The following is a 20,219-nucleotide window of genomic DNA, read 5'->3' on the forward strand; positions in this document are numbered from 1 at the left end:
GAATATGGAAATTCTTTGGTTTATACCGACTCATGGAGACGCGAGATATTTAGGATCTGAAAGTGATGGACGGACTGCGGATCATCTTTACTTTAAACAAGTCGCCCAGGCGGCAGACAGGCTGGGATATACAGGAGTTCTTCTGCCAACGGGAAGATCGTGCGAAGACCCGTGGCTTACAGCGTCGGCACTGGCAGGAGAAACAAAGGACTTAAAGTTTTTAGTCGCGGTAAGACCTGGTTTAATGCAGCCTTCTCTGGCAGCCAGAATGACATCCACCCTAGACCGCATTTCAGACGGGCGGCTGCTGATCAACGTTGTGGCAGGGGGCGATCCGTATGAGCTGGCAGGCGATGGCCTGTTTATCAGCCATGATGAGCGCTACGAGGCAACAGACGAATTTTTAACCGTTTGGCGGAGACTTTTGCAGGGAGAAACGGTTTCCTATGAAGGAAAGCATATAAAAGTGGAAAACAGCAATCTGCTTTTCCCGCCGCAGCAAGAGCCGCATCCGCCCATCTATTTCGGTGGTTCGTCACAGGCTGGAATTGAAGCTGCCGCAAAGCATACAGACGTGTACTTGACATGGGGGGAGCCGCCTGAACAAGTAAAAGAAAAGATAGAGAGAGTCAAAAAGCAAGCGGCAAAAGAAGGGAGATCCGTTCGATTTGGCATTAGGCTGCATGTCATTGCCCGTGAAACTGAACAAGAGGCGTGGGAAGCGGCTGAGCGCTTGATCAGCCACTTGGATGATGACACCATTGCCAAAGCGCAGGCAGCTTTGAGCCGTTACGACTCTTCAGGCCAGCAGCGGATGGCCGTCCTTCATCAAGGCGATCGGACGAAGCTTGAAATCAGTCCGAATCTGTGGGCGGGGATCGGCCTAGTCAGAGGAGGGGCAGGAACAGCTCTTGTCGGTGATCCGCAGACGATTGCCGACCGGATAGCGGAGTACCAGGCACTCGGCATAGAATCGTTTATATTCTCAGGCTATCCGCATTTAGAAGAAGCGTATTATTTTGCAGAGCTTGTATTTCCGCTTTTGCCGTTTGAAAATGATCGGACGAGAAAGCTTCAGAACAAAAGGGGAGAAGCGGTAGGAAACACTTATTTTGTCAAAGAGAAAAATGCATGAGTTTAACTAAAATACAGCCCCCCGAACATGGTATGATATTCAAAAAAAGGGGGCTTTTTTTCTGAAAACATTGAGAAGCGCGGCAGTCATTTGCCTCATAGCTATGCTGTCAGCATGCGGACATTCAAAACAGATGGAAATCAAAGCGGCGGACATATCAGATCTTGAAAAAAACAGAATGGATGTCGCAGCTTCACAGGCATTCACTGCCGAAGCCGTCAATATCGGTGAAGGTATTTCTTCAGCTGACATGTACATCGAACATTATCAAAAGGGAAAGCTTGTTGAGAGGTTTGGACCGGTTCGTGCAGATTATTCAGAGGAAAAAACTGATACCATACAATTTGTTTATTTTGAGAATGAAGAGGGGGAAGGAAAGAATAAACATACCACCATTCATTTTGGCATTGTGGATAAACAGGGAACTATAGCGGCTGATTCATCGGTGAAACGCGACGATAGCACAACACAGGAAATGACTCAGAATATTTCATCGCCGGAACCGATTACTTTCGAGAAGCCTGCTTTGATCGGCAGCAGTATTAGAGGGACTGACGAGACAATGCACACCTCTGAACATAAAAAAGAGCTCATTAAGCATCAAGATGCGTTACTGTATTATGTGGAATTGCATCATTAGAATGGGCGGCTTCAGGCCGTCTGTTTTACAAAGCGGTATGCTTGCTTTTTTGAATGGTGCATGATACATTTTAAATCGTAACAATTTCGATTTAAAGGGAGGCTATGTGACTTGGCTAAAAAATCAAAAGTGGCAAAAGAGTTAAAACGCCAACAGCTTGTTGAGCAATACGCTGGTATTAGACGCGAGTTGAAGGAAAAAGGAGATTACGAGGCACTCAGCAAGCTGCCAAGAGATTCAGCACCGGGAAGGCTTCACAACCGCTGCATGGTAACGGGGCGCCCGAGAGCATATATGAGGAAGTTTAAAATGTCCAGAATCGCTTTCAGGGAGCTGGCCCATAAAGGCCAGATTCCCGGTGTGAAAAAAGCAAGCTGGTAAGAAAAACTCCGGCCGATTACAGCGCGCCGGAGTTTTTTTCGTTTTTCTTGAAAGAGATGACGTAGGAAAGGTGCTGGATGATCATGATGATAAACACAATAATAATAGGGAAAAACGGAATGCGCGATTGAAATAGCGGATAAAAAATGAGAAGAACCGCTGCGGCAGGCAGCGAGAAGTAGACAGCGATATATGACGCGCGACATGCTTTTGCCGTCATCATCTGCTCTCTTTCATCCTGCTCTTCAAACTCATCAGGCAGAAGTAGCTGCTTTCTGGCAGGGCGGCTTTTTTTCTGTAAGTACAAATAAACCGCAGACGCCGCAACAAACAGAATAAAGGGAGTGAGGTTTAAATCAAATACCATCCCGCCGCTCTTTGTGCCGAAAAAAGATGCTATGCCTTCTGAGGCTTCAAAGTATGAAATCAGCGCCCAGCATGCAAGGCCAAATAAAACAAGGTGAAAAGCTGCTTTTGTTTTCATGCTCATCTTAGTTTTCCTCCTCTAACCAAAAGACATCCTCCATTTTCATGGAGAAGGCTTTGCAGATTTTCAGTGCTAACAGCAGTGAGGGAACATAATCGCCTTTTTCAATCGCTGCCACAGTCTGTCTTGTGACGCCGACCGTTTCTCCGAGTTTTTCCTGAGAATAGCCGAAGCGTGCCCTCAGCTCTTTTACTTTATTTTTCATCATGACGTCTGTCCCCTTCACTTTCTCTATTTATTATATTGTATAGTATACTTAACATTATGTAAATGAAACTTAACAACTTTACAAAAAGATAACTTTTTTTCGACAAAATTTTTATATTCCCTTGACGAAAAATAAATAAACATGTAATATAAAAAAAGTCAGAGCGGTACTGTTACTGACAACCACAAATGCGGGTGTAGTTTAGTGGTAAAACCTCAGCCTTCCAAGCTGATGTCGTGAGTTCGATTCTCATCACCCGCTCCATACATACGTTATTAACGCAGTGTTTCGTTTCTCAGATAAACGAAGTATTGCGTTTTTTTATGTAAAAAAGAACACGACATTCGTGTTCTTTTACGTAAGCCAATGTACTGTATGGGTGCCGCCGTGAATTTGTTCAAACATTTTCGTTAATGATGATAAGAGGTTAACAGCGCTGCTTTTCTCAATAGATGGCGGGAAAAAAATGATTTGCAGCATATTCTTAGTCTCGTTTGAAACGGGATAGTGGTTGATGCTGTTTTTGAAATCGCCAAAAATGCCGTTTTCATCAGAGAAAAGCAGTATGTTTTCTTTTTCTCCCAATGAGATCCGGACCGGCTCATGAAGCTTTCTGGCATCATAAATCATAATAGGCAGAGAATATTTTAATGCGAAAAAATCGATTGTGTCATGGGCCGAGTCCTTACTTTCCATGAATTGTTCCTTGGATATCGGGACCAGCATGTCCTCCATTGGGGTTGTTTCTCCCTCAAATGAAGGGTTAAGCTGTTTAAAGAGTTTCTGCCATTCCTTGACGAAGGATTCATCGGATATACCGCCGTCCGCATAGTCGAAAAACAAGGATTCTTGAAACAGGCGGAGTCTGCCTTTCAGCATTTGCGGTGAGGAGCCGACTTCGATATTCTCATAAATGACAGCAGCTGCATGTAAGTCGGCCGCACGTTCAGTAATAACAGAATCAAGTTTGATATTCACTAGCATTCACTCCAGTTACGTGATATCAACCTATTATAAACGCTGTATCGTTTTATCACAAAGAAAGGAGGCTGTGCAAAACATGAACGTTTATCAGCTCAAAGAAGAATTAATTGAATACGCGAAAAGCATTGGCGTGGACAAGATTGGTTTTACGACCGCTGATACTTTTGACAGTTTAAAAGACCGTTTGATTCTTCAAGAATCACTCGGCTATCTCTCCGGCTTTGAAGAGCCGGATATCGAAAAAAGGGTGACGCCGAAGCTTCTTTTGCCGAAAGCGAAATCAATAGTGGCAATTGCTCTCGCATATCCTTCCAGAATGAAGGATGCGCCGAGAAGCACGAGAACTGAGCGCAGGGGCATTTTTTGCAGAGCCTCCTGGGGAAAAGACTATCATGATGTGCTGAGGGAAAAGCTTGATCTGCTGGAGGATTTTCTAAAAAGCAAGCATGAGGATATCAGAACGAAGTCAATGGTTGATACAGGTGAATTGTCTGATCGCGCCGTTGCGGAACGTGCCGGAATTGGATTCAGTGCGAAAAACTGTATGATCACAACACCCGAGTATGGCTCTTATGTGTATTTGGCGGAAATGATCACAAATATCCCTTTTGAGCCTGATGTGCCGATTGAAGATATGTGCGGGTCCTGCACGAAATGCTTGGACGCCTGTCCGACGGGAGCACTGGTTAATCCCGGGCAGCTTAATGCGCAGCGCTGCATCTCTTTTCTGACCCAGACAAAAGGATTTTTACCTGATGAATTCCGGACAAAAATCGGAAACCGCCTGTACGGGTGCGATACGTGCCAAACGGTATGCCCTCTCAATAAAGGGAAGGATTTTCATCTTCATCCGGAAATGGAGCCTGATCCTGAGATTGCCAAACCGTTATTGAAGCCGCTTTTGACCATCAGCAATCGGGAATTTAAGGAGAAATTCGGGCATGTCTCAGGTTCTTGGCGCGGAAAAAAACCGATTCAGCGAAACGCCATTCTCGCGCTTGCGCATTTTAAGGATGCTTCCGCACTGCCTGAATTGACGGAACTGATGCACAAGGATCCGCGTCCTGTCATCAGGGGGACAGCCGCATGGGCAATCGGAAAAATCGGAGACCCCGCATACGCGGAAGAGCTTGAAAAAGCGCTGGAAAAAGAGAAGGATGAAGAGGTAAAGCTGGAAATTGAAAAAGGAATTGATTTGCTAAAAGCTTCAGGCATGACTAAACGAGGCTTGTCCTGACATACGTATAGAGCAGAAGGAAAAAACACTTGAGATCATCCAAGTGTTTTTTCTCTATAAAAAAGTATGGCGGGTGGGGTGAGCTTGAAGCACATTTTAGAACAATTAGCGGAGGAGCGGCTGGGCTTTCTGGTTAACGGGCATGCTATGAGACAGGAGTCTCAAGTCGGAGACCTTAAAGTCATGGAGCGTAAGAAAAAGCTTCTGGAAAAACGTAAAGTTGACATCATAAAAGCGAAAGCAAAGGCCGTGATTAATCATGTGCGGGTTGAGGATGACGGAACGACCTGCCTTTCGTATACCATTCATTACGAATACGTGTGTAAGGAACAAGATGACAGCTTGTATATAGAAGAGCACATAGAGGAGCGAATGGCTTTCCTGTATGATCACATTTTGATTAGTGATCAGGAAATTGCGAAAAAGCCGGCTGGATTTCATGAAGGGACCAGTATTATTGACTATTCTGAAGCTGAAGAGGAAAGAGAAGCGTTTGGCAGGGCTTTTCAATACGATCGTCTCGGCGCTGTCCAATATGCCGAGAAATTTTGGAACAAGCGCAATCCTGCTTATAAAAATTTCAGCGATAACTGTACAAATTTTATTTCTCAATGTCTTCATGCAGGAGGCGCGCCGATGCGCGGTCATCCGAACAGGGGATCAGGCTGGTGGATGAAACAAAGCTCATGGAGCTACAGCTGGACGGTGGCTCACTCTATGAAAATGTATTTGTCGAATTCAAAGGCCGGACTGCGTGCGGTGCGGATGAAATCAGCGGAAGAACTGATGCCGGGCGATGTGATTTGCTATGACTTCGAAGGAGACGGCCGGTTTAATCATACAACGATTGTCGTGGCAAAGGACAAAGGCAATATGCCGCTTGTCAACGCCCAGACTTATGACAGCCGGATGAGGTATTGGTCATATGAGGATTCTACGGCATACACGCCGTCAATACGATATGCCTTTTTTCATATCGTTGATGATACGACAAAAGAGTAATTAATGTTATAATGATGGGCGGATAAGAAAAACAGAGGTGAACATTGTGGCATTACATGTCGTTTTATATCAACCAGAAATTCCCGCTAACACAGGGAATATTGCACGTACTTGTGCAGCAACCAATACAACGCTACACCTGATTCGTCCGCTCGGCTTTTCAACGGATGATAAAATGCTGAAGCGTGCCGGACTCGATTATTGGGAGTTTGTTAACGTTGTGTATCATGATTCGTTAGAAGAATTGTTTGAGGCATATAAAAAAGGCAAGTTTTTCTTTATTACAAAATTTGGCCAGCAGCCTCATACATCATTTGATTACACTGATCTTGACGAGGATTATTTCTTCGTGTTCGGAAGAGAAACAAGCGGTTTGCCAAAGGATTTAATTCAAAATAATATGGACCGCTGCCTGCGTCTTCCGATGACAGAGCACGTCAGATCGTTAAATCTGTCCAATACTGCCGCGATTCTTGTTTATGAAGCGCTGCGCCAGCAAAATTACCGTGATTTAAAATAGTGAAAAAACCCGCTCATCGATGATGGGCGGGTTTTTTTGCGGATGTTGAAATGCTTTGTTTCGTTTTTGGGCTTAACAACGTAACAGTGTTATGTTACAATGTACCCAACAAAGGAGCTGGACTTATGGAAGAACAATTAATCTCTAAAAAAGAATTACTTGAAAGAACATCGATTTCATACGGTCAGCTGTATCGATGGAAGCGGAAAAACTTAATACCTGAGGAATGGTTTATTCGTAAATCCACATTTACAGGGCAAGAGACGTTTTTTCCGAGAGAGGAGATTTTAAAACGTATATCAATGATTCAAAAGATGAAAGAAAATTTGTCTTTGGATGAAATGAGGGAAATGCTGTCGCCGAAAATGAAGGATGTCAGCATGACCGCTGATGAATTGCTTCATAAAGGTTTGGTTTCAAGGCCTGCTCTTGAAGCCTATTCAGAAGACGGAGGAAGTCCGGTTTTTTCATCCAGCGATTTGCTTTCGCTGTATGTGCTTGAGGGACTGCTGCAGTCTGGAAATGTCAGCCTTGCAGAAGCAAAAATGGCTGCAGAGGTATTAAAGAAGCATGATACTGAAGAGATTGAAAAACAGACGGAGCTGATTGTGCTCCGCAAGCTCGGTGTCACAACTTGTTTTATAGCGGCTGCGGCGGACAGCATTTTGTTTGAATCATCCGTAAAAGTTGTGGAACGGGTAGATTTATTAAAAGCTTCAGAGGAATTAAAAACAACATTTATGCAGGAGGGCCATCAATGGATGTAGTGGAAAAGCTGGTGATAAACGGATCAGGAAGTTCAAAGGGAGGAACATTTCAATCTGTTGAGATTAATGGCAGCGGGACAGTGACCGGGGACGTGGAGTTCTTTTAATGGAAACGGAAAAGCTGACGGCAGCGTCAAAGCGAAAGCGGTAACCATCAGCGGTTCAGGAAAGATACATGGAGACGTTGAAGCAGAATCTATCCGGATGAATGGCACTGGTTTTATCCAAGGAGAGGTATCTGCAAAACAATTGAAAATCGCTGGATCATCAACATTTGGCGGCACTGTCAAGGCTGATGGCATTGACATTAGCGGAAAAGCTGTCATGGAAGCAGATTGTGAAACGGAAACCTTTCAATCAGAAGGGAAATGCAAAATCAGCGGGCTTTTAAATGCAGACCAGGTGATCATTAAGCTTTCTGCAGGGGAAAGCTATGCGCGGGAGATCGGCTGCCGCCATCTTCAAGTGACCTGCAGAAAAGGAATGCTGACATTGCTCAGATTGATGCCGCAGCCTGTTCTAACAGCAGAGCTGATCGAAGGTGACGTGATTGAATTGACAAATACAAAGGCGAAAACCGTGCGCGGAAATAAAGTGGTCATCGGCCCGGATTGCCAGATTGAAACTGTCGAATACAGCGGGGACTATACCTGTGATCCAAGCGCATCGGTTGAAACATCCACAAAGTTGTAAGGAGGATCGTAATGGAGACAACAAAACTGGGAAATTTAAAATTATATGGCGCTGGGCATGCCGCAGGAGGCGCGTATCACAATGTCAGCATCAAAGGAGAAGGTGTAGTTGGAGAAGGGTTGTCTGCTGTAGGCTGCCGCATATACGGAACGGGCCTTTTTCTCGGAAAAGCAGAGACTGAGCGGCTGCGTGTGCTCGGAGAAAGTGAATGTAAAGGCGATCTGACAGCCGGCAAAATCAATATATATGGGATAATGAAAGTCAGCGGCTCACTTCAATTTGATCGATTCAATCTGAAAGGCCAGACTGAAATTGGTGGGAATATGACTGGAGAATCCTGCGATGTGAAAGGGAAGCTTAGCGTAAAAGGTGATTGTGAAACAGAAATGTTCCATGTCACAGGCTGTGTTGATGTATCGGGGTTATTAAATTCGGGTGAGATCAAGCTGGGATTGAGCCATGATATAAGCTATGTGCAGGAAATCGGCGGAACAACAATTACAGTGAAAAGACGCGCGAGTTTTTTTAACCGGAAGAAAGGGAAGCTGATCGCCGATGTCATAGAAGGCGATCGGGTTTATTTGGAGAATACCGAAGCGGCAGTCGTCAGGGGAAAAGAAGTGATCATCGGGCCGGGATGCAGTATCGGAACAATTGAGTACGAAAACAAATATGAATGCGATCCGCATTCACAGATTAAAGAAAAAACAAAACTGTAAAACATTGTTCTGTTATACAAAAAGGGTGCTCTTTCAGGAGCACCCTTTTTTATTCTTTTCCAGGCTTGCTTTCGTATCCTGCGGTAAAAATTGATACTAAAAAAGTGACAATGACACCCATCATGATGATTGTTTTCACCGTCTCTCCCCCTCTTCAATTTTTCCGTGCTGTCCGAGTCTGGATGATTCTGTATTTTTCTTTATTATGAACGGTCGCGGTCTGCCTTGTCAACGATGTATAAGTATCTTTATTTTTAAGAAACCAAAGCATGTATCACGGGATGGCGGCATAGATTGTATCAAAGTACCTTATTTGCATAGTGTATCAAACATGATAGAGGAGGTCCTTATGGATATATTAAAGAAAATTGAACAGTACAGAGAGGAAGAGCAGCGGCTGAAATGGGAAGGAACTTTCGCCGATTATTTGGAGATTATTAAAGAAAATCCGATGGTCGCGCAATCTGCTCATTCTCGAGTTTTTAATATGATAAAAGACAGCGGGATAGAGGAGATTGACGGACGCAAGAAGTACAGTTTTTTTGACCGCGAGCTGTTCGGGCTTGAAGAATCTCTGGAGCGTCTTGTGGAAGAGTATTTTCATCCGGCTGCCAAACGTCTAGATGTCAGAAAGCGGATTCTATTGCTGATGGGGCCTGTGAGCGGCGGTAAATCCACGCTGGTCACAATGCTTAAAAAAGGTCTCGAAGCGTACACGCTGACAGATAATGGCGCTGTATATGCGATTAAAGGCTGCCCGATGCACGAGGACCCTCTACATTTAATCCCCCATCATTTACGCGATGACTTTTACAGGGAATACGGCATTAGAATAGAAGGAAGTCTTTCTCCTTTAAATGTCATGAGGCTGGAGGAAGAGTACGGAGGAAGAATTGAGGATGTGAAGGTGGAGCGCATCTTCTTTTCAGAAGATAAGCGTACGGGAATTGGAACATTCAGTCCCTCTGATCCTAAATCTCAGGATATTGCCGATTTGACGGGGAGTATTGATTTCTCAACAATCGCCGAGTACGGTTCAGAATCGGATCCGCGCGCTTACCGGTTTGACGGAGAGCTGAATAAAGCGAACCGCGGGATGATGGAGTTTCAGGAGATGCTGAAATGTGATGAGAAATTTCTCTGGCATTTGCTTTCCTTGACACAGGAAGGGAATTTTAAAGCTGGGCGGTTTGCGTTAATATCTGCTGATGAGCTGATCGTGGCTCACACGAATGAAACGGAGTATCGCTCATTTATTGCTAATAAGAAGAATGAAGCCCTGCACTCGAGAATCATCGTGATGCCGGTTCCTTATAATTTAAAAGTGTCTGAGGAAGAGAGAATTTATGAAAAAATGATCGCAGAAAGCGATGTGGCGGATGTTCATATTGCCCCGCATACGTTGAAGGTCGCCGCGATGTTCTCAATCCTTACCCGGTTAAAAGAGCCGAAGCGGTCGGATATTGATCTGGTCAAGAAAATGAGACTATATGATGGAGAAAGTGTGGAAGGATATAATTCTGTCGACGTTGAGGATATGAAAAAAGAATATAATGATGAAGGCATGAGCGGCATTGATCCGCGATACGTGATCAACCGGATTTCTTCAACGATTATCAGAAAAAATATGGAATCGATTAATTCTCTTGATGTCCTTCGCTCCTTAAAAGAAGGTCTTGATCAGCACCCATCAATTTCAAGCGAGGACAGGGAGCGGTATTTGAATTTTATTTCTGCCGCCCGCAAGGAATATGACGACATTGCGAAAAAGGAAGTTCAAAAAGCGTTTGTGTATTCGTATGAAGAATCAGCAAAAACACTTATGGACAATTACCTCGATAACGTAGAGGCTTATTGCAATAAAAACAAGCTTCGTGATCCTTTGACAGGAGAGGAAATGAACCCTGACGAAAAGCTGATGAGATCCATCGAAGAGCAGATCGGCATTTCGGAAAACGCCAAAAAAGCGTTCCGCGAAGAAATTTTAATCCGCATCTCGGCCTATGCGAGAAAAGGCAAGCGGTTTGATTACAATTCCCATGAAAGACTGCGTGAAGCTATTCAGAAAAAGCTGTTTGCTGATCTGAAGGATGTCGTTAAAATTACGACCTCAACAAAAACGCCGGATGAGCAGCAGCTGAAAAAGGTAAATGAAGTCGTGGCCCGTTTAATTGATGAGCACGGCTACAACTCGACGAGCGCCAATGAGCTGCTGAAATATGTCGGCAGCCTGCTGAACCGATAAGCAACGTGACCCGTCCGAATAGGGCGGGTTATTTTGTCCCATTTTCTAAATAGTTTGTCAATTAAACGTGCATATGTGCATATGATGAATATAAATCTTTTCAAAAGACTTGTTTCATAATCTGGCACAAGCCGGAATACGTATGTATCACGACCACAAATGGTTAAGGAGGGGAATTCATGTCCCAAAATGACAGCGGCCATTTTTTGATTTCTGAGGAAAACTGGTCCCTCCATCGCAAAGGCTTCGATGACCAGCAGCGCCACCAGAAAAAAGTGCAGGAAGCGATCAAAAACAATCTTCCGGACCTCGTAACTGAGGAAAGCATTATTATGTCTAATGGAAAAGATGTAGTGAAGATCCCAATCCGTTCACTTGATGAGTATAAAATCCGTTATAACTATGATAAAAATAAACATGTAGGGCAAGGAGACGGCGAGAGCCAGGTTGGAGATGTTGTGGCCCGGGATGGATCAGACAAAAAACAAGGGCCTGGAAAAGGGCAGGGTGCCGGTGATCAGGCAGGCGAGGATTATTATGAAGCGGAAGTTTCATTAATGGATTTAGAAGAAGCGCTTTTTAAAGAATTAGAGCTTCCGAATCTCCAGCAAAAAGAGCGGGACAATATCATTCATACAGATATCGAGTTTAATGATATCCGTAAAACAGGGTTAACCGGTAATATTGATAAGAAAAGAACGATGATGTCAGCCTTTAAACGAAACGCAATGTCAGGAAAACCGTCGTTCTACCCAATTTATCCGGAGGACCTGAAATATAAGACGTGGAATGACATCACAAAGCCCGAATCAAAAGCCGTCGTTTTAGCCATGATGGATACAAGCGGCAGTATGGGGGTTTGGGAAAAATACATGGCCAGAAGCTTCTTTTTCTGGATGACCCGTTTTTTGCGGACAAAATACGAGACTGTGGAAATTGAATTTATTGCCCATCATACAGAAGCAAGAGTGGTCTCGGAGGAGGATTTTTTCTCAAAGGGAGAAAGCGGCGGAACCATTTGTTCTTCCGTATATCGGAAGTCGCTTGAGCTTATTGATGAAAAGTACAATCCCGCCCGCTATAACATTTACCCGTTTCATTTTTCTGACGGTGACAACCTGACATCTGATAACGCGCGCTGTGTGAAGCTGGTCAATGATATTATGAAGAAGGCCAATCTGTTTTGCTACGGCGAGGTCAATCAGTACAACAGGCATTCAACGTTAATGTCTGCATATAAAAATGTAAAAGATGAGAAATTTAAGTACTATATTTTAAAACAGAAATCTGATGTTTTTCAGGCTCTAAAGAACTTTTTCAGAAATGAAGAGTCTGGTGTAAGCCATCAATTTTCGTAATGAAAAGCCCATTTCAGGGCTTTTTTTTATTTAATAAAAGCAAGAAAACGCTTGCGAAAAAAATACGGGAGAAAAAGAAATTTTTCCTTTGACAAATCTTCTTTCATTTATTAATATTTTATCTTGTGAACTATTATTGAGGAATGAGGTGAAAAGGAGTTGACTGAATCAGAACGTGCTTTGCTCACTTTTGAACAGCTCTTCGATACGTCTCGGGCGATATATAAAAAACAGAAGAAGATATTGGAGATTGTGCTTGAGCCTTTTGAAATTACAGTCCTTCAATATTTGCTGATGTTTAAAATTCATCAAAGCGGAAGCACCCCGCTAAGCAAGCTGGCAATGTCGCTTGATCTTAAGCCTGCTTCTGTGACGCGGATGACAGATATTCTGTATAAGCGCCAATTGATGAATCGATATGACAGTCCGGATGACCGCCGTATCGTCATGATTCAGTTAACCGAAGAGGGGGAAGAACTGATAGAAAAAGCCGCTGTGCAATATGCAAAAATGGGTGCTGGCTTGTACCAAAAGCTTGATACCTCCCAGCTGCAGTATTTGCGCAAACTAGCCGGAAGCTTAACGAAGCTTGCTGAAGGCTGTTCAGAAAAAAGCGGTAATTAAAAACTTCTCACATATTTTCACCAGCTTTCCGCAAAATGATAGAGGATGAAACGAAAGGAGAAAACAAAATGAACAGAGGACGTTTAATTCTGACCAACATTATCGGTTTGATTGTTGTTCTTGCAATTATAGCTGGAGGTGCTTACTACTATTATCAAAGCACAAACTACGTAAAAACAGATGAAGCAAAAGTAGCGGGTGATATGGCTGCTATTACTGCTCCAGCAGCAGGTAAAGTATCTGACTGGGATCTGGACGAAGGAAAAACAGTGAAAAAAGGCGACACAGTTGCAAAAATCAAAGGTGAACAAACTGTTGACGTAAAATCCATTATGGATGGCACAATTGTGAAAAACGAAGTGAAAAACGGACAAACCGTACAAGCTGGTACAACAATTGCACAAACGATTGACATGGACAACCTATACATCACAGCAAATATTAAAGAAACAGATATTGCGGATATTGAAGTAGGAAATAGTGTAGACGTAGTAGTTGACGGAGACCCTGATACTACATTTGACGGTACTGTAGAAGAAATTGGTTATGCGACTAACTCAACTTTTGATATGCTTCCTTCTACAAATTCAAGCGGAAACTACACAAAAGTAACACAAAAAGTTCCTGTGAAAATTTCAATCAAAAACCCATCTGATAAGGTGCTTCCTGGAATGAATGCATCTGTTAAAATTTCTGAGTAAAACAGATCAGTCATCAAACCATGAAAGGAGGTTGTCTTAGATGGCTACAGGCAAAGAAAAAAATGCAAAAAACCCTATGTCATTGCTGATTGTGCTAATGGCGGGTTTATTTTTGGCAATTCTAAACCAAACACTGCTTAATGTTGCAATGCCGCACTTAATGACTGAATTTGGCGTAAGTGCAACGACGATTCAGTGGCTGACAACAGGTTACATGCTTGTTAACGGTGTATTGATTCCGTTATCTGCTTTCCTGATTACACGATTTGGCCAGCGGAGTCTCTTTCTCGTCGCGATGTTTTGTTTTACGCTCGGTACGTTAGTCTGCGGTATCGCACCTAACTTCTCTACAATGCTGATCGGCCGTTTGATTCAGGCCGTGGGCGGAGGTATCTTGCAGCCGCTCGTTATGACAACCATTCTGTTAATTTTCCCGCCTGAAAGCAGGGGGAAAGGAATGGGGATTTTCGGGCTAGCGATGATGTTTGCTCCAGCGGTCGGCCCGACTCTTTCCGGGTGGATTATTGAGCATTATACATGGCGCATTATGTTTTACGGACTTGTACCGATCGGCGCAATTGTTATCATTGTGGCTTTCTTCATCTTTAAAAATATGGTGGAGCCGCAAAAAATCAAACTCGATACTCTTGGCGCAATCCTCTCGATTGTCGGATTCGCTTCCTTATTATACGGAGTCAGTGAAGCCGGGTCTGACGGCTGGACCGACCCGATTGTATTGTCTACAGTTATTATCGGAGCCATTGCAATTGTTGCTTTTGTTGTTCAGCAATTGCGTCATGATGATCCGATGCTTGATTTCAGAGTGTTTAAATATGACATTTTCTCACTCTCGAGTGTCATTAATATCATTATTACAGTGGCACTTTACACTGGTATGTTCCTTTTACCGATTTATCTGCAAAACCTGGTCGGCTTTACGGCGCTTCAATCCGGTCTGCTTCTGCTTCCGGGTGCGATCGTTATGCTGATTATGTCACCGATCTCAGGTATTTTGTTCGATAAATTCGGACCGAGACCGCTTGCGATTATCGGGCTTCTCGTGACAGTGGTAACAACGTATCAATACACGCAATTGACAATTGATACACCATATACACACATCATGCTGATCTATTCAATTCGTGCATTTGGTATGTCTCTCTTAATGATGCCAGTCATGACAGCCGGGATGAACCAGCTTCCTGCCCGTCTGAACAGCCACGGAACGGCGATGAGTAACACGCTTCGCCAAATCAGCGGATCAATCGGAACAAGTTTAATTACGACGATTTATACAAACCGGACGACATTCCATTATTCACAAATTGCAGATAAAACAAGCACGGCGGACCCGAACTTCCTCCATGCGTTCCAAAATGCAGTTTCGAATTTAATGGTGAATATGAATGTGTCTTATGATACGGCGAAAACATATGTGTACTCACATATTTATAAACACGCATCACTCGATTCCAATGTCATGGGGATAAATGATGCCTTTATGTGGGCAACCTTATTCTGTGTAGCAGGTTTGATTTTAAGTATCTTCCTGCGTGACGTCAGAAAAGATAAATTGCGTAAGAAGAAAAAAGAGGAGCTTTCATTACTTCCTGCTCCAAAAGAAGCTAAGGAATCTTAATCTGTACAGGGAGGTTTCCTGAATGAAAATTTATGTAGTGTATGATAGTGAAGGCGAACATACTAAAGTGCTTGCAGAAGCGATTGCTGAAGGCGCGAGAGAAAACGACGCGGCTGAAGTGTTCATCGACCATGTAGATCAGGCTGATATCCGCAAGCTTAAAGATATGGATGCGATTATTTGGGGATGCCCAGGGCATTTCGGAACAATCAGCTCCGGTCTTAAAACTTGGATCGACAGACTTGGCTACTTGTGGGCTGAAGGCGAGCTGATCAACAAAGTCGGTGCTGTCTTCTGCACAACGGCAACAACACACGGCGGCTTGGAAATGACAATGCACAATTTAATCACGCCGATGTTCCACCAAGGCATGATTGTTGTCGGACTGCCTGGCAACGTGCCTGAAAACGCACTTTATGGCTCTTATTACGGAGCAGGTGTCACTTGTCCGGTAGACAGTGATGAGTTAATGTCTGAGGAAGGTATTCAGCTTGGACGCGCGTTGGGAAGACGTGTCAGCCAAGTTACAGGAAACCTAACAGCAGGACAGTAAGGAGAGGTTGAAATGGCCATTATTATAGCAATAATTGCTGCTGTCATTGTCATTGCGGCCCTTATTACATTTAACGTCCGCAACGCCTCACCTGGACCTGAGAAGCAAGAAGCAACCGATAGAATCGCACCTCCAGAAGAGGAAAAAAACGAAGCGCATTACCCTGCTGAAGCAAGGGCTGCCGAGCATACGCCATCCGTTGTCAAAAACGATTCTCCAAAAGAGAAGCGTGACACAATGGGTGATGATATTTACAGGCAGGCGCTGCAAAAGTTTAAGCATTCTGATGAAGTTCATGCAGAAGAAGAGGTCACTGAGGAAAGTGACAAAATGCAGGACCGCAGCTATCGTGATGCGCTGCTCTCTATGAAAAATAAGAAAAAGTAATGAAAAAGGCAAATCCGTTTACTCATGCGGGTTTGCCTTTTTTGCTGTTTCCATCAATTCGGTTTTTATCAAATAAATCCATGGAATATGTTGTATTCCATCTTGATCTAGTGTACTATGTTACTCATACACCGAGGGTTTTTTCTGGGAGGTAAAGACATGAATTCTTTTTTAGGTTTATTAAAGAAAGATATCAAGCTTTCAAGAATGTGGCTGCTAGTATGGATATGCGGAATCATTTTCTTATTGGGAACAGGCCATATTATAGCTTCTCGCACGAAAGAACCTCTAGTCATTTTTGGTTTTTTTGTTGCAGTTGCTTTTTTTCTGCTTTTCTTATCTCCTGTTTTTGTGTTTTATCACCTTCGCAAGGAAGGGAAATCACAGCTTTGGCTGTACAATCCAAATGGCGGCTTCTGGCTGTTTTCTTCTAAATTGGCAGCATCTTTGCTCTATCAATTTGTGATTCAGTTGGCATTAACAGCCTATGGCATATGGATGTATCATATGCTCTTTGTAAAAAATCTGCTGGAGCATCAAGTTGATATAACGAGTACAGTTGCTTTGCTGAATATGTATGGGCTTATTTCTTCGTTAGATATGTCAGTAACAGTCATTGTGTTTTGGGCTGTTTTTCACTCTCTCAGAAATTGGCGCGGAATGCGGTGGGCAGCGATGGTTCTGTTGGTCGCAATGTGGTTATTCTTCGATGAATACATCATAAGCCCTTTGGTTGAATCTCAAAAGCATTTCTGGCCTGTAACAGTCTATTGCAATTTTGATTTCCACTTCCACAATGTTTGGAGATTGGAATTAAAACCTATCCATCTGTCTGTGCCAGGGTTTCCTATTACTTTAGTCATCACATTCTTGCTGCTCATTATGGCTTCAAAACTGCTTGATCGTAAAGTAGAGGTGTAAATATGGACAATCAATTCCAATCCTCGAAACCGATTTATCTGCAGATCGCTGATCAGATCTTTTATAGGCTGGTCAGGAAGGAGCTGCTCCCAGGAGACAAGCTTCCTTCAGTAAGAGAAATGGCGATTCAAACTAAGGTAAATCCCAATACAATTCAAAGAACTTACAGTGAAATGGAAAGGCTGGGTATTGTGGAGACAAGAAGAGGTCAAGGGACGTTTATTGCGGAAAAAGCAGAAATCGTAGACGAGCTGAAAGACAAGCTGACACGAGAGGTGCTGGAAGGATTTTTCAAGCAAATGAAAGAGCTGGGGCTAACGAAAGAGGAAATGGTAGAAGGGATTAAAACATTCACAGAGGGAGGCTAAAATGGAAATCAAGCTAGAACATGTATCAAAAAAATACGGCCGCCATACGGCCGTCAATGATGTGTCAATCACCCTATCATCCGGACGGATTTATGGCCTGATCGGACCGAACGGCAGCGGCAAGTCAACGACCCTGAAAATGATGGCTGGCCTTCTGTTTCCGACTTCAGGATTTGTGAAAGTTGATGAAGAGCAGGTTACGAGAGAAATGGTGCGTCAAACGGCTTATCTTACTGAGCTTGATATGTTTTATCCGCATTTCACTGTTGAAGATATGGTGAATTTTTATCAGTCGCAGTTTCCTGATTTTCAAACAGAACAGGCTTATAAGCTATTGAATGAGATGCAGCTGAATCCGGAAAAAAAGATCAAAAAGCTATCAAAAGGAAATCGGGGTAGGCTGAAAATCGTTCTTGCTTTAGCGAGACGGGCAGACGTCATCTTGCTTGATGAACCTTTTTCCGGGCTTGATCCGATGGTCAGGGATTCCATCGTAAACAGCCTTGTGTCGTACATTGATTTTGAGCAGCAGATTGTCGTGATCGCGACACATGAAATTGATGAAATTGAGACTTTGTTAGACGAAGTAATCATCCTCGCCAATGGAGAAAAAGTTGCGCAGCGTGAAGTAGAAGATATTCGTGAACAGGAAGGCATGTCTGTTTTGCAATGGTTTAAATCAAAAATGGAAGTTTGCTAGAAAGAGGAGGAATATGATGAAAACAGTGTTGGAATTGAAAAACGTGACTAAAAACATCAGAGGCCGAACGATCATTGATGATCTCAGTTTTACGATTCGTGAAGGCGAGGTATTCGGTTTTTTGGGACCAAACGGAGCGGGGAAAACGACAACCATCCGGATGATGGTGGGGTTAATGAAGCTGTCGAAAGGTGATGTCCTCATTTGCGGCCAATCAATTACGAAAGAATATGCCAAGGCGATTAAGCATATTGGAGCGATCGTTGAGAATCCCGAGCTGTATAAATTTTTGAGCGGATATAAAAATCTCCAGCAATACGCAAGGATGGTCAAGGGTGTCACGAAGGAAAAAATTGATGAAGTTGTTGAGCTGGTCGGTTTAACAGACAGAATCCACGACAAGGTGAAAACATATTCTCTGGGGATGAGACAGCGTCTTGGCTTGGCACAATGCCTTCTGCACGATCCGAAAGTGCTGATTTTGGATGAACCGACAAACGGCCTTGATCCGGCGGGGATCAGAGAAATCAGAGATCATTTAAAGAAGCTGACCCGAGAAAGAGGAATGGCTGTCATCGTTTCAAGCCACCTGCTGTCAGAAATGGAACTGATGTGTGATCGAATTGCGATTCTGCAAAAAGGAAAGCTGATCGATATTCAAAATGTAAAAGATGAAAACATTGATGAAAACGATACATATTTCTTCCAGGTTGAGCAGCCGAATGAAGCCGCTGCTGTTTTAAATCAGTACGATTTGCTGAGTAAGACAAATGGTGTAGAAATCAAACTGGCTAAAGAAGAAGTCCCTGCGGTTATTGAATTGCTGGTGATGCAGCAAATCCGTATTTATGAGGTCAAGGTCATAACAAAATCATTAGAGGACCGTTTCTTAGAAATGACAGGTGAAACAAAAGAGGAGGTTCAGCATGCTTAATTTGATTTATAATGAGTGGCTCAAAATTTTCAGCCGTGCCGGAACATGGGTGATGATCGGAATTCTGGGGCTGACAATGGTTGGATTTGCATTTTTGGCGAATCATTTTTCTGATGGTGAATCAAATTCCCATTGGAAACAAGAACTTCAAGCACAAAACGCCGAATTAAAGAAAGAAATCAAAGAAGATCCTTCACTGAAAGATGGGTATAAAGAAACAATCACACTCAACGACTATCGCATCGAGCATAATATCCCTAGTGACACGGGCTATACGGTATGGTCTTATGTAACGGATTCAGCAAACTTTACCATCCTTACCGGTCTGTTTACTATTATCATCGCGGCCGGAATTGTCGCGAACGAATTTAATTGGGGAACGATTAAGCTATTAATGATTCGGCCGCTCAGCCGTTTTCAAATTTTGCTGTCCAAATATATTACAGTTCTCCTGTTTGGGCTCCTATTGCTGTTGATTTTATTTATCGGTTCTACTTTATTAGGGTTGATCTTCTTCGGGACGGGTGGTGAAACCGCCGCGAACATTCATTTAATCTATAAGGATGGCCATGTCATTGAGCAAAACATGATGGGGCATTTGGCCACAACGTATCTTTCTGAATCCGTCTCGGCTTTAATGGTGGCGACGATGGCGTTTATGCTGTCTGCGGTATTCAGAAACAGCTCTCTTGCGGTTGGTTTTTCCATCTTCTTGTTGGTTGCCGGTACGACTGCAACTGCATTTATTGCAGCGAAATTTGACTGGGCAAAGTATATATTGTTTGCTAATGTCGACTTGACTCAGTATGTGGATGGCACACCGTTAATAAAAGGGATGACTATGACGTTTTCTCTCGTCATGCTGGCGATCTACTTTATCATCTTCCTGTTGCTTGCTTTCGGAATCTTCATGAAGCGGGATATTGCAAACTAATAAAAAAAGCTGTTTTGCTTATGCAAAACAGCTTTTTTGTCAAAATAAAAACTGCAGGTTTGCACCTGCAGTTTTTCATATC

Annotated in this window: 24 protein-coding genes, 1 tRNA gene and 1 pseudogene; 23 read left to right on the plus strand and 3 right to left on the minus strand. The window is 43.3% G+C overall.

All coding sequences use genetic code 11. The features are described from left to right. Positions 1 to 4: 4 nt before the first annotated feature. The 3 genes from ssuD to rpsN all read left to right on the plus strand — a co-directional run bounded on the left by ssuD (position 5) and on the right by rpsN (position 2,156). Positions 5 to 1,135, plus strand: a complete 1,131-nt coding sequence (ssuD, locus tag MKY50_RS04895) for an FMNH2-dependent alkanesulfonate monooxygenase (protein ID WP_003245787.1) — start codon at positions 5 to 7, stop codon at positions 1,133 to 1,135. Between the two features lie 103 nt (positions 1,136 to 1,238). Beyond that, positions 1,239 to 1,775, plus strand: coding sequence for a hypothetical protein (locus MKY50_RS04900; protein WP_003245073.1), 537 nt, complete (start codon positions 1,239 to 1,241; stop codon positions 1,773 to 1,775). A 111-nt stretch (positions 1,776 to 1,886) separates the two neighbouring features. Continuing rightward, positions 1,887 to 2,156 (plus strand): 30S ribosomal protein S14, encoded by a 270-nt coding sequence (rpsN, locus tag MKY50_RS04905; RefSeq protein WP_003233455.1) that lies wholly within the window; start codon positions 1,887 to 1,889, stop codon positions 2,154 to 2,156. Positions 2,157 to 2,172: 16 nt separating this feature from the next. Here the strand turns inward: rpsN and MKY50_RS04910 are convergent, their stop codons facing one another. Next, on the minus strand, positions 2,173 to 2,646 hold the full coding sequence (locus MKY50_RS04910) for a lipoprotein (RefSeq protein ID WP_003245008.1): 474 nt from the start codon (positions 2,644 to 2,646) through the stop codon (positions 2,173 to 2,175). 1 nt (position 2,647) lies between these two features. Beyond that, positions 2,648 to 2,848: a helix-turn-helix transcriptional regulator gene (locus tag MKY50_RS04915; RefSeq protein ID WP_009966860.1), complete on the minus strand. Its 201-nt coding sequence runs from the start codon at positions 2,846 to 2,848 to the stop codon at positions 2,648 to 2,650. Positions 2,849 to 3,041: 193 nt separating this feature from the next. On the opposite strand from MKY50_RS04915, the gene MKY50_RS04920 reads away from it, so the two are divergent. Beyond that, positions 3,042 to 3,115 (plus strand) — tRNA-Gly (locus MKY50_RS04920). A 90-nt stretch (positions 3,116 to 3,205) separates the two neighbouring features. Here MKY50_RS04920 and MKY50_RS04925 read toward each other — a convergent pair. Further along, on the minus strand, positions 3,206 to 3,829 hold the full coding sequence (locus MKY50_RS04925; RefSeq protein WP_341116246.1) for a B3/4 domain-containing protein: 624 nt from the start codon (positions 3,827 to 3,829) through the stop codon (positions 3,206 to 3,208). Between the two features lie 82 nt (positions 3,830 to 3,911). On the opposite strand from MKY50_RS04925, the gene queG reads away from it, so the two are divergent. The 19 genes and pseudogenes from queG (at position 3,912) to MKY50_RS05020 (ending at position 20,137) form a co-directional block, all read left to right on the plus strand. Continuing rightward, the gene (queG, locus tag MKY50_RS04930; RefSeq protein ID WP_017697507.1) at positions 3,912 to 5,072 is read left to right on the plus strand and encodes a tRNA epoxyqueuosine(34) reductase QueG; all 1,161 of its coding nucleotides are present in this window, start codon (positions 3,912 to 3,914) and stop codon (positions 5,070 to 5,072) included. A gap of 66 nt (positions 5,073 to 5,138) precedes the next feature. Beyond that, complete coding sequence (locus MKY50_RS04935) at positions 5,139 to 6,074, plus strand: amidase domain-containing protein (RefSeq protein ID WP_341116248.1); 936 nt, start codon at positions 5,139 to 5,141, stop codon at positions 6,072 to 6,074. 37 nt (positions 6,075 to 6,111) lie between these two features. After that, entirely contained in the window at positions 6,112 to 6,594 is a 483-nt protein-coding gene (gene trmL / locus MKY50_RS04940; protein ID WP_010886453.1) for a tRNA (uridine(34)/cytosine(34)/5-carboxymethylaminomethyluridine(34)-2'-O)-methyltransferase TrmL, read from the plus strand. Between the two features lie 125 nt (positions 6,595 to 6,719). After that, positions 6,720 to 7,361, plus strand: coding sequence for a YhbD family protein (locus MKY50_RS04945; protein WP_167408005.1), 642 nt, complete (start codon positions 6,720 to 6,722; stop codon positions 7,359 to 7,361). Continuing rightward, positions 7,352 to 8,054, plus strand: a pseudogene (locus MKY50_RS04950) (bactofilin family protein). Before MKY50_RS04945 ends, MKY50_RS04950 begins: the two are co-directional and overlap by 10 nt. Before the next feature lie 11 nt (positions 8,055 to 8,065). Beyond that, a complete protein-coding gene (locus MKY50_RS04955; protein WP_341116249.1) occupies positions 8,066 to 8,773 on the plus strand; it encodes a hypothetical protein in 708 nt (235 codons plus the stop codon). A gap of 349 nt (positions 8,774 to 9,122) precedes the next feature. Continuing rightward, complete coding sequence (gene prkA, locus MKY50_RS04960; RefSeq protein WP_014476240.1) at positions 9,123 to 11,018, plus strand: serine/threonine protein kinase PrkA; 1,896 nt, start codon at positions 9,123 to 9,125, stop codon at positions 11,016 to 11,018. Between the two features lie 179 nt (positions 11,019 to 11,197). After that, positions 11,198 to 12,376: a sporulation protein YhbH gene (yhbH, locus tag MKY50_RS04965; protein WP_003233432.1), complete on the plus strand. Its 1,179-nt coding sequence runs from the start codon at positions 11,198 to 11,200 to the stop codon at positions 12,374 to 12,376. Between the two features lie 159 nt (positions 12,377 to 12,535). Further along, positions 12,536 to 13,000, plus strand: a complete 465-nt coding sequence (locus MKY50_RS04970; protein WP_070548741.1) for a MarR family transcriptional regulator — start codon at positions 12,536 to 12,538, stop codon at positions 12,998 to 13,000. Positions 13,001 to 13,035: 35 nt separating this feature from the next. Continuing rightward, a complete protein-coding gene (locus MKY50_RS04975; RefSeq protein WP_003233430.1) occupies positions 13,036 to 13,701 on the plus strand; it encodes an HlyD family efflux transporter periplasmic adaptor subunit in 666 nt (221 codons plus the stop codon). 40 nt (positions 13,702 to 13,741) lie between these two features. Continuing rightward, the gene (locus MKY50_RS04980) at positions 13,742 to 15,340 is read left to right on the plus strand and encodes an MFS transporter (protein ID WP_003233429.1); all 1,599 of its coding nucleotides are present in this window, start codon (positions 13,742 to 13,744) and stop codon (positions 15,338 to 15,340) included. Between the two features lie 22 nt (positions 15,341 to 15,362). Beyond that, positions 15,363 to 15,893, plus strand: a complete 531-nt coding sequence (locus MKY50_RS04985; protein WP_003233428.1) for an NAD(P)H-dependent oxidoreductase — start codon at positions 15,363 to 15,365, stop codon at positions 15,891 to 15,893. 12 nt (positions 15,894 to 15,905) lie between these two features. Then, positions 15,906 to 16,280, plus strand: a complete 375-nt coding sequence (locus MKY50_RS04990) for a hypothetical protein (protein WP_003233427.1) — start codon at positions 15,906 to 15,908, stop codon at positions 16,278 to 16,280. After that, positions 16,280 to 16,435, plus strand: coding sequence for a hypothetical protein (locus MKY50_RS04995; RefSeq protein ID WP_080332601.1), 156 nt, complete (start codon positions 16,280 to 16,282; stop codon positions 16,433 to 16,435). The genes MKY50_RS04990 and MKY50_RS04995 overlap by 1 nt, the downstream gene beginning before the upstream one ends. Positions 16,436 to 16,439: 4 nt before the next feature. Then, the gene (locus MKY50_RS05000; protein ID WP_340958036.1) at positions 16,440 to 17,201 is read left to right on the plus strand and encodes a hypothetical protein; all 762 of its coding nucleotides are present in this window, start codon (positions 16,440 to 16,442) and stop codon (positions 17,199 to 17,201) included. A gap of 2 nt (positions 17,202 to 17,203) precedes the next feature. Then, a complete protein-coding gene (locus tag MKY50_RS05005) occupies positions 17,204 to 17,569 on the plus strand; it encodes a GntR family transcriptional regulator (protein WP_340958037.1) in 366 nt (121 codons plus the stop codon). 1 nt (position 17,570) lies between these two features. Continuing rightward, positions 17,571 to 18,269, plus strand: a complete 699-nt coding sequence (locus MKY50_RS05010) for an ABC transporter ATP-binding protein (protein WP_341116251.1) — start codon at positions 17,571 to 17,573, stop codon at positions 18,267 to 18,269. Between the two features lie 16 nt (positions 18,270 to 18,285). Continuing rightward, positions 18,286 to 19,203: an ABC transporter ATP-binding protein gene (locus tag MKY50_RS05015; protein ID WP_015252493.1), complete on the plus strand. Its 918-nt coding sequence runs from the start codon at positions 18,286 to 18,288 to the stop codon at positions 19,201 to 19,203. Beyond that, positions 19,196 to 20,137, plus strand: coding sequence for an ABC transporter permease (locus tag MKY50_RS05020; protein WP_341116252.1), 942 nt, complete (start codon positions 19,196 to 19,198; stop codon positions 20,135 to 20,137). The genes MKY50_RS05015 and MKY50_RS05020 overlap by 8 nt, the downstream gene beginning before the upstream one ends. Positions 20,138 to 20,219: the final 82 nt, after the last annotated feature.

Source organism: Bacillus sp. FSL R7-0685 (genome assembly GCF_038002425.1).
GTDB lineage: Bacteria > Bacillota > Bacilli > Bacillales > Bacillaceae > Bacillus > Bacillus subtilis.

Bases quoted from the DNA above. Each gene is read 5' to 3' on its own strand.
- ssuD (WP_003245787.1), top strand. From the start codon at position 5: ATGGAAATTCTTTGGTTTATACCGACTCATGGAGACGCGAGATATTTA.
- MKY50_RS04900 (WP_003245073.1), top strand. From the start codon at position 1,239: ATGCTGTCAGCATGCGGACATTCAAAACAGATGGAAATCAAAGCGGCG.
- MKY50_RS04910 (WP_003245008.1), bottom strand. From the start codon at position 2,646: ATGAGCATGAAAACAAAAGCAGCTTTTCACCTTGTTTTATTTGGCCTT.
- MKY50_RS04915 (WP_009966860.1), bottom strand. From the start codon at position 2,848: ATGAAAAATAAAGTAAAAGAGCTGAGGGCACGCTTCGGCTATTCTCAG.
- queG (WP_017697507.1), top strand. From the start codon at position 3,912: ATGAACGTTTATCAGCTCAAAGAAGAATTAATTGAATACGCGAAAAGC.
- MKY50_RS04935 (WP_341116248.1), top strand. From the start codon at position 5,139: ATGGCGGGTGGGGTGAGCTTGAAGCACATTTTAGAACAATTAGCGGAG.
- MKY50_RS04945 (WP_167408005.1), top strand. From the start codon at position 6,720: ATGGAAGAACAATTAATCTCTAAAAAAGAATTACTTGAAAGAACATCG.
- MKY50_RS04955 (WP_341116249.1), top strand. From the start codon at position 8,066: ATGGAGACAACAAAACTGGGAAATTTAAAATTATATGGCGCTGGGCAT.
- prkA (WP_014476240.1), top strand. From the start codon at position 9,123: ATGGATATATTAAAGAAAATTGAACAGTACAGAGAGGAAGAGCAGCGG.
- yhbH (WP_003233432.1), top strand. From the start codon at position 11,198: ATGTCCCAAAATGACAGCGGCCATTTTTTGATTTCTGAGGAAAACTGG.
- MKY50_RS04975 (WP_003233430.1), top strand. From the start codon at position 13,036: ATGATAGAGGATGAAACGAAAGGAGAAAACAAAATGAACAGAGGACGT.
- MKY50_RS04980 (WP_003233429.1), top strand. From the start codon at position 13,742: ATGGCTACAGGCAAAGAAAAAAATGCAAAAAACCCTATGTCATTGCTG.
- MKY50_RS04985 (WP_003233428.1), top strand. From the start codon at position 15,363: ATGAAAATTTATGTAGTGTATGATAGTGAAGGCGAACATACTAAAGTG.
- MKY50_RS04990 (WP_003233427.1), top strand. From the start codon at position 15,906: ATGGCCATTATTATAGCAATAATTGCTGCTGTCATTGTCATTGCGGCC.
- MKY50_RS04995 (WP_080332601.1), top strand. From the start codon at position 16,280: ATGAAAAAGGCAAATCCGTTTACTCATGCGGGTTTGCCTTTTTTGCTG.
- MKY50_RS05000 (WP_340958036.1), top strand. From the start codon at position 16,440: ATGAATTCTTTTTTAGGTTTATTAAAGAAAGATATCAAGCTTTCAAGA.
- MKY50_RS05005 (WP_340958037.1), top strand. From the start codon at position 17,204: ATGGACAATCAATTCCAATCCTCGAAACCGATTTATCTGCAGATCGCT.
- MKY50_RS05010 (WP_341116251.1), top strand. From the start codon at position 17,571: ATGGAAATCAAGCTAGAACATGTATCAAAAAAATACGGCCGCCATACG.
- MKY50_RS05015 (WP_015252493.1), top strand. From the start codon at position 18,286: ATGAAAACAGTGTTGGAATTGAAAAACGTGACTAAAAACATCAGAGGC.
- MKY50_RS05020 (WP_341116252.1), top strand. From the start codon at position 19,196: ATGCTTAATTTGATTTATAATGAGTGGCTCAAAATTTTCAGCCGTGCC.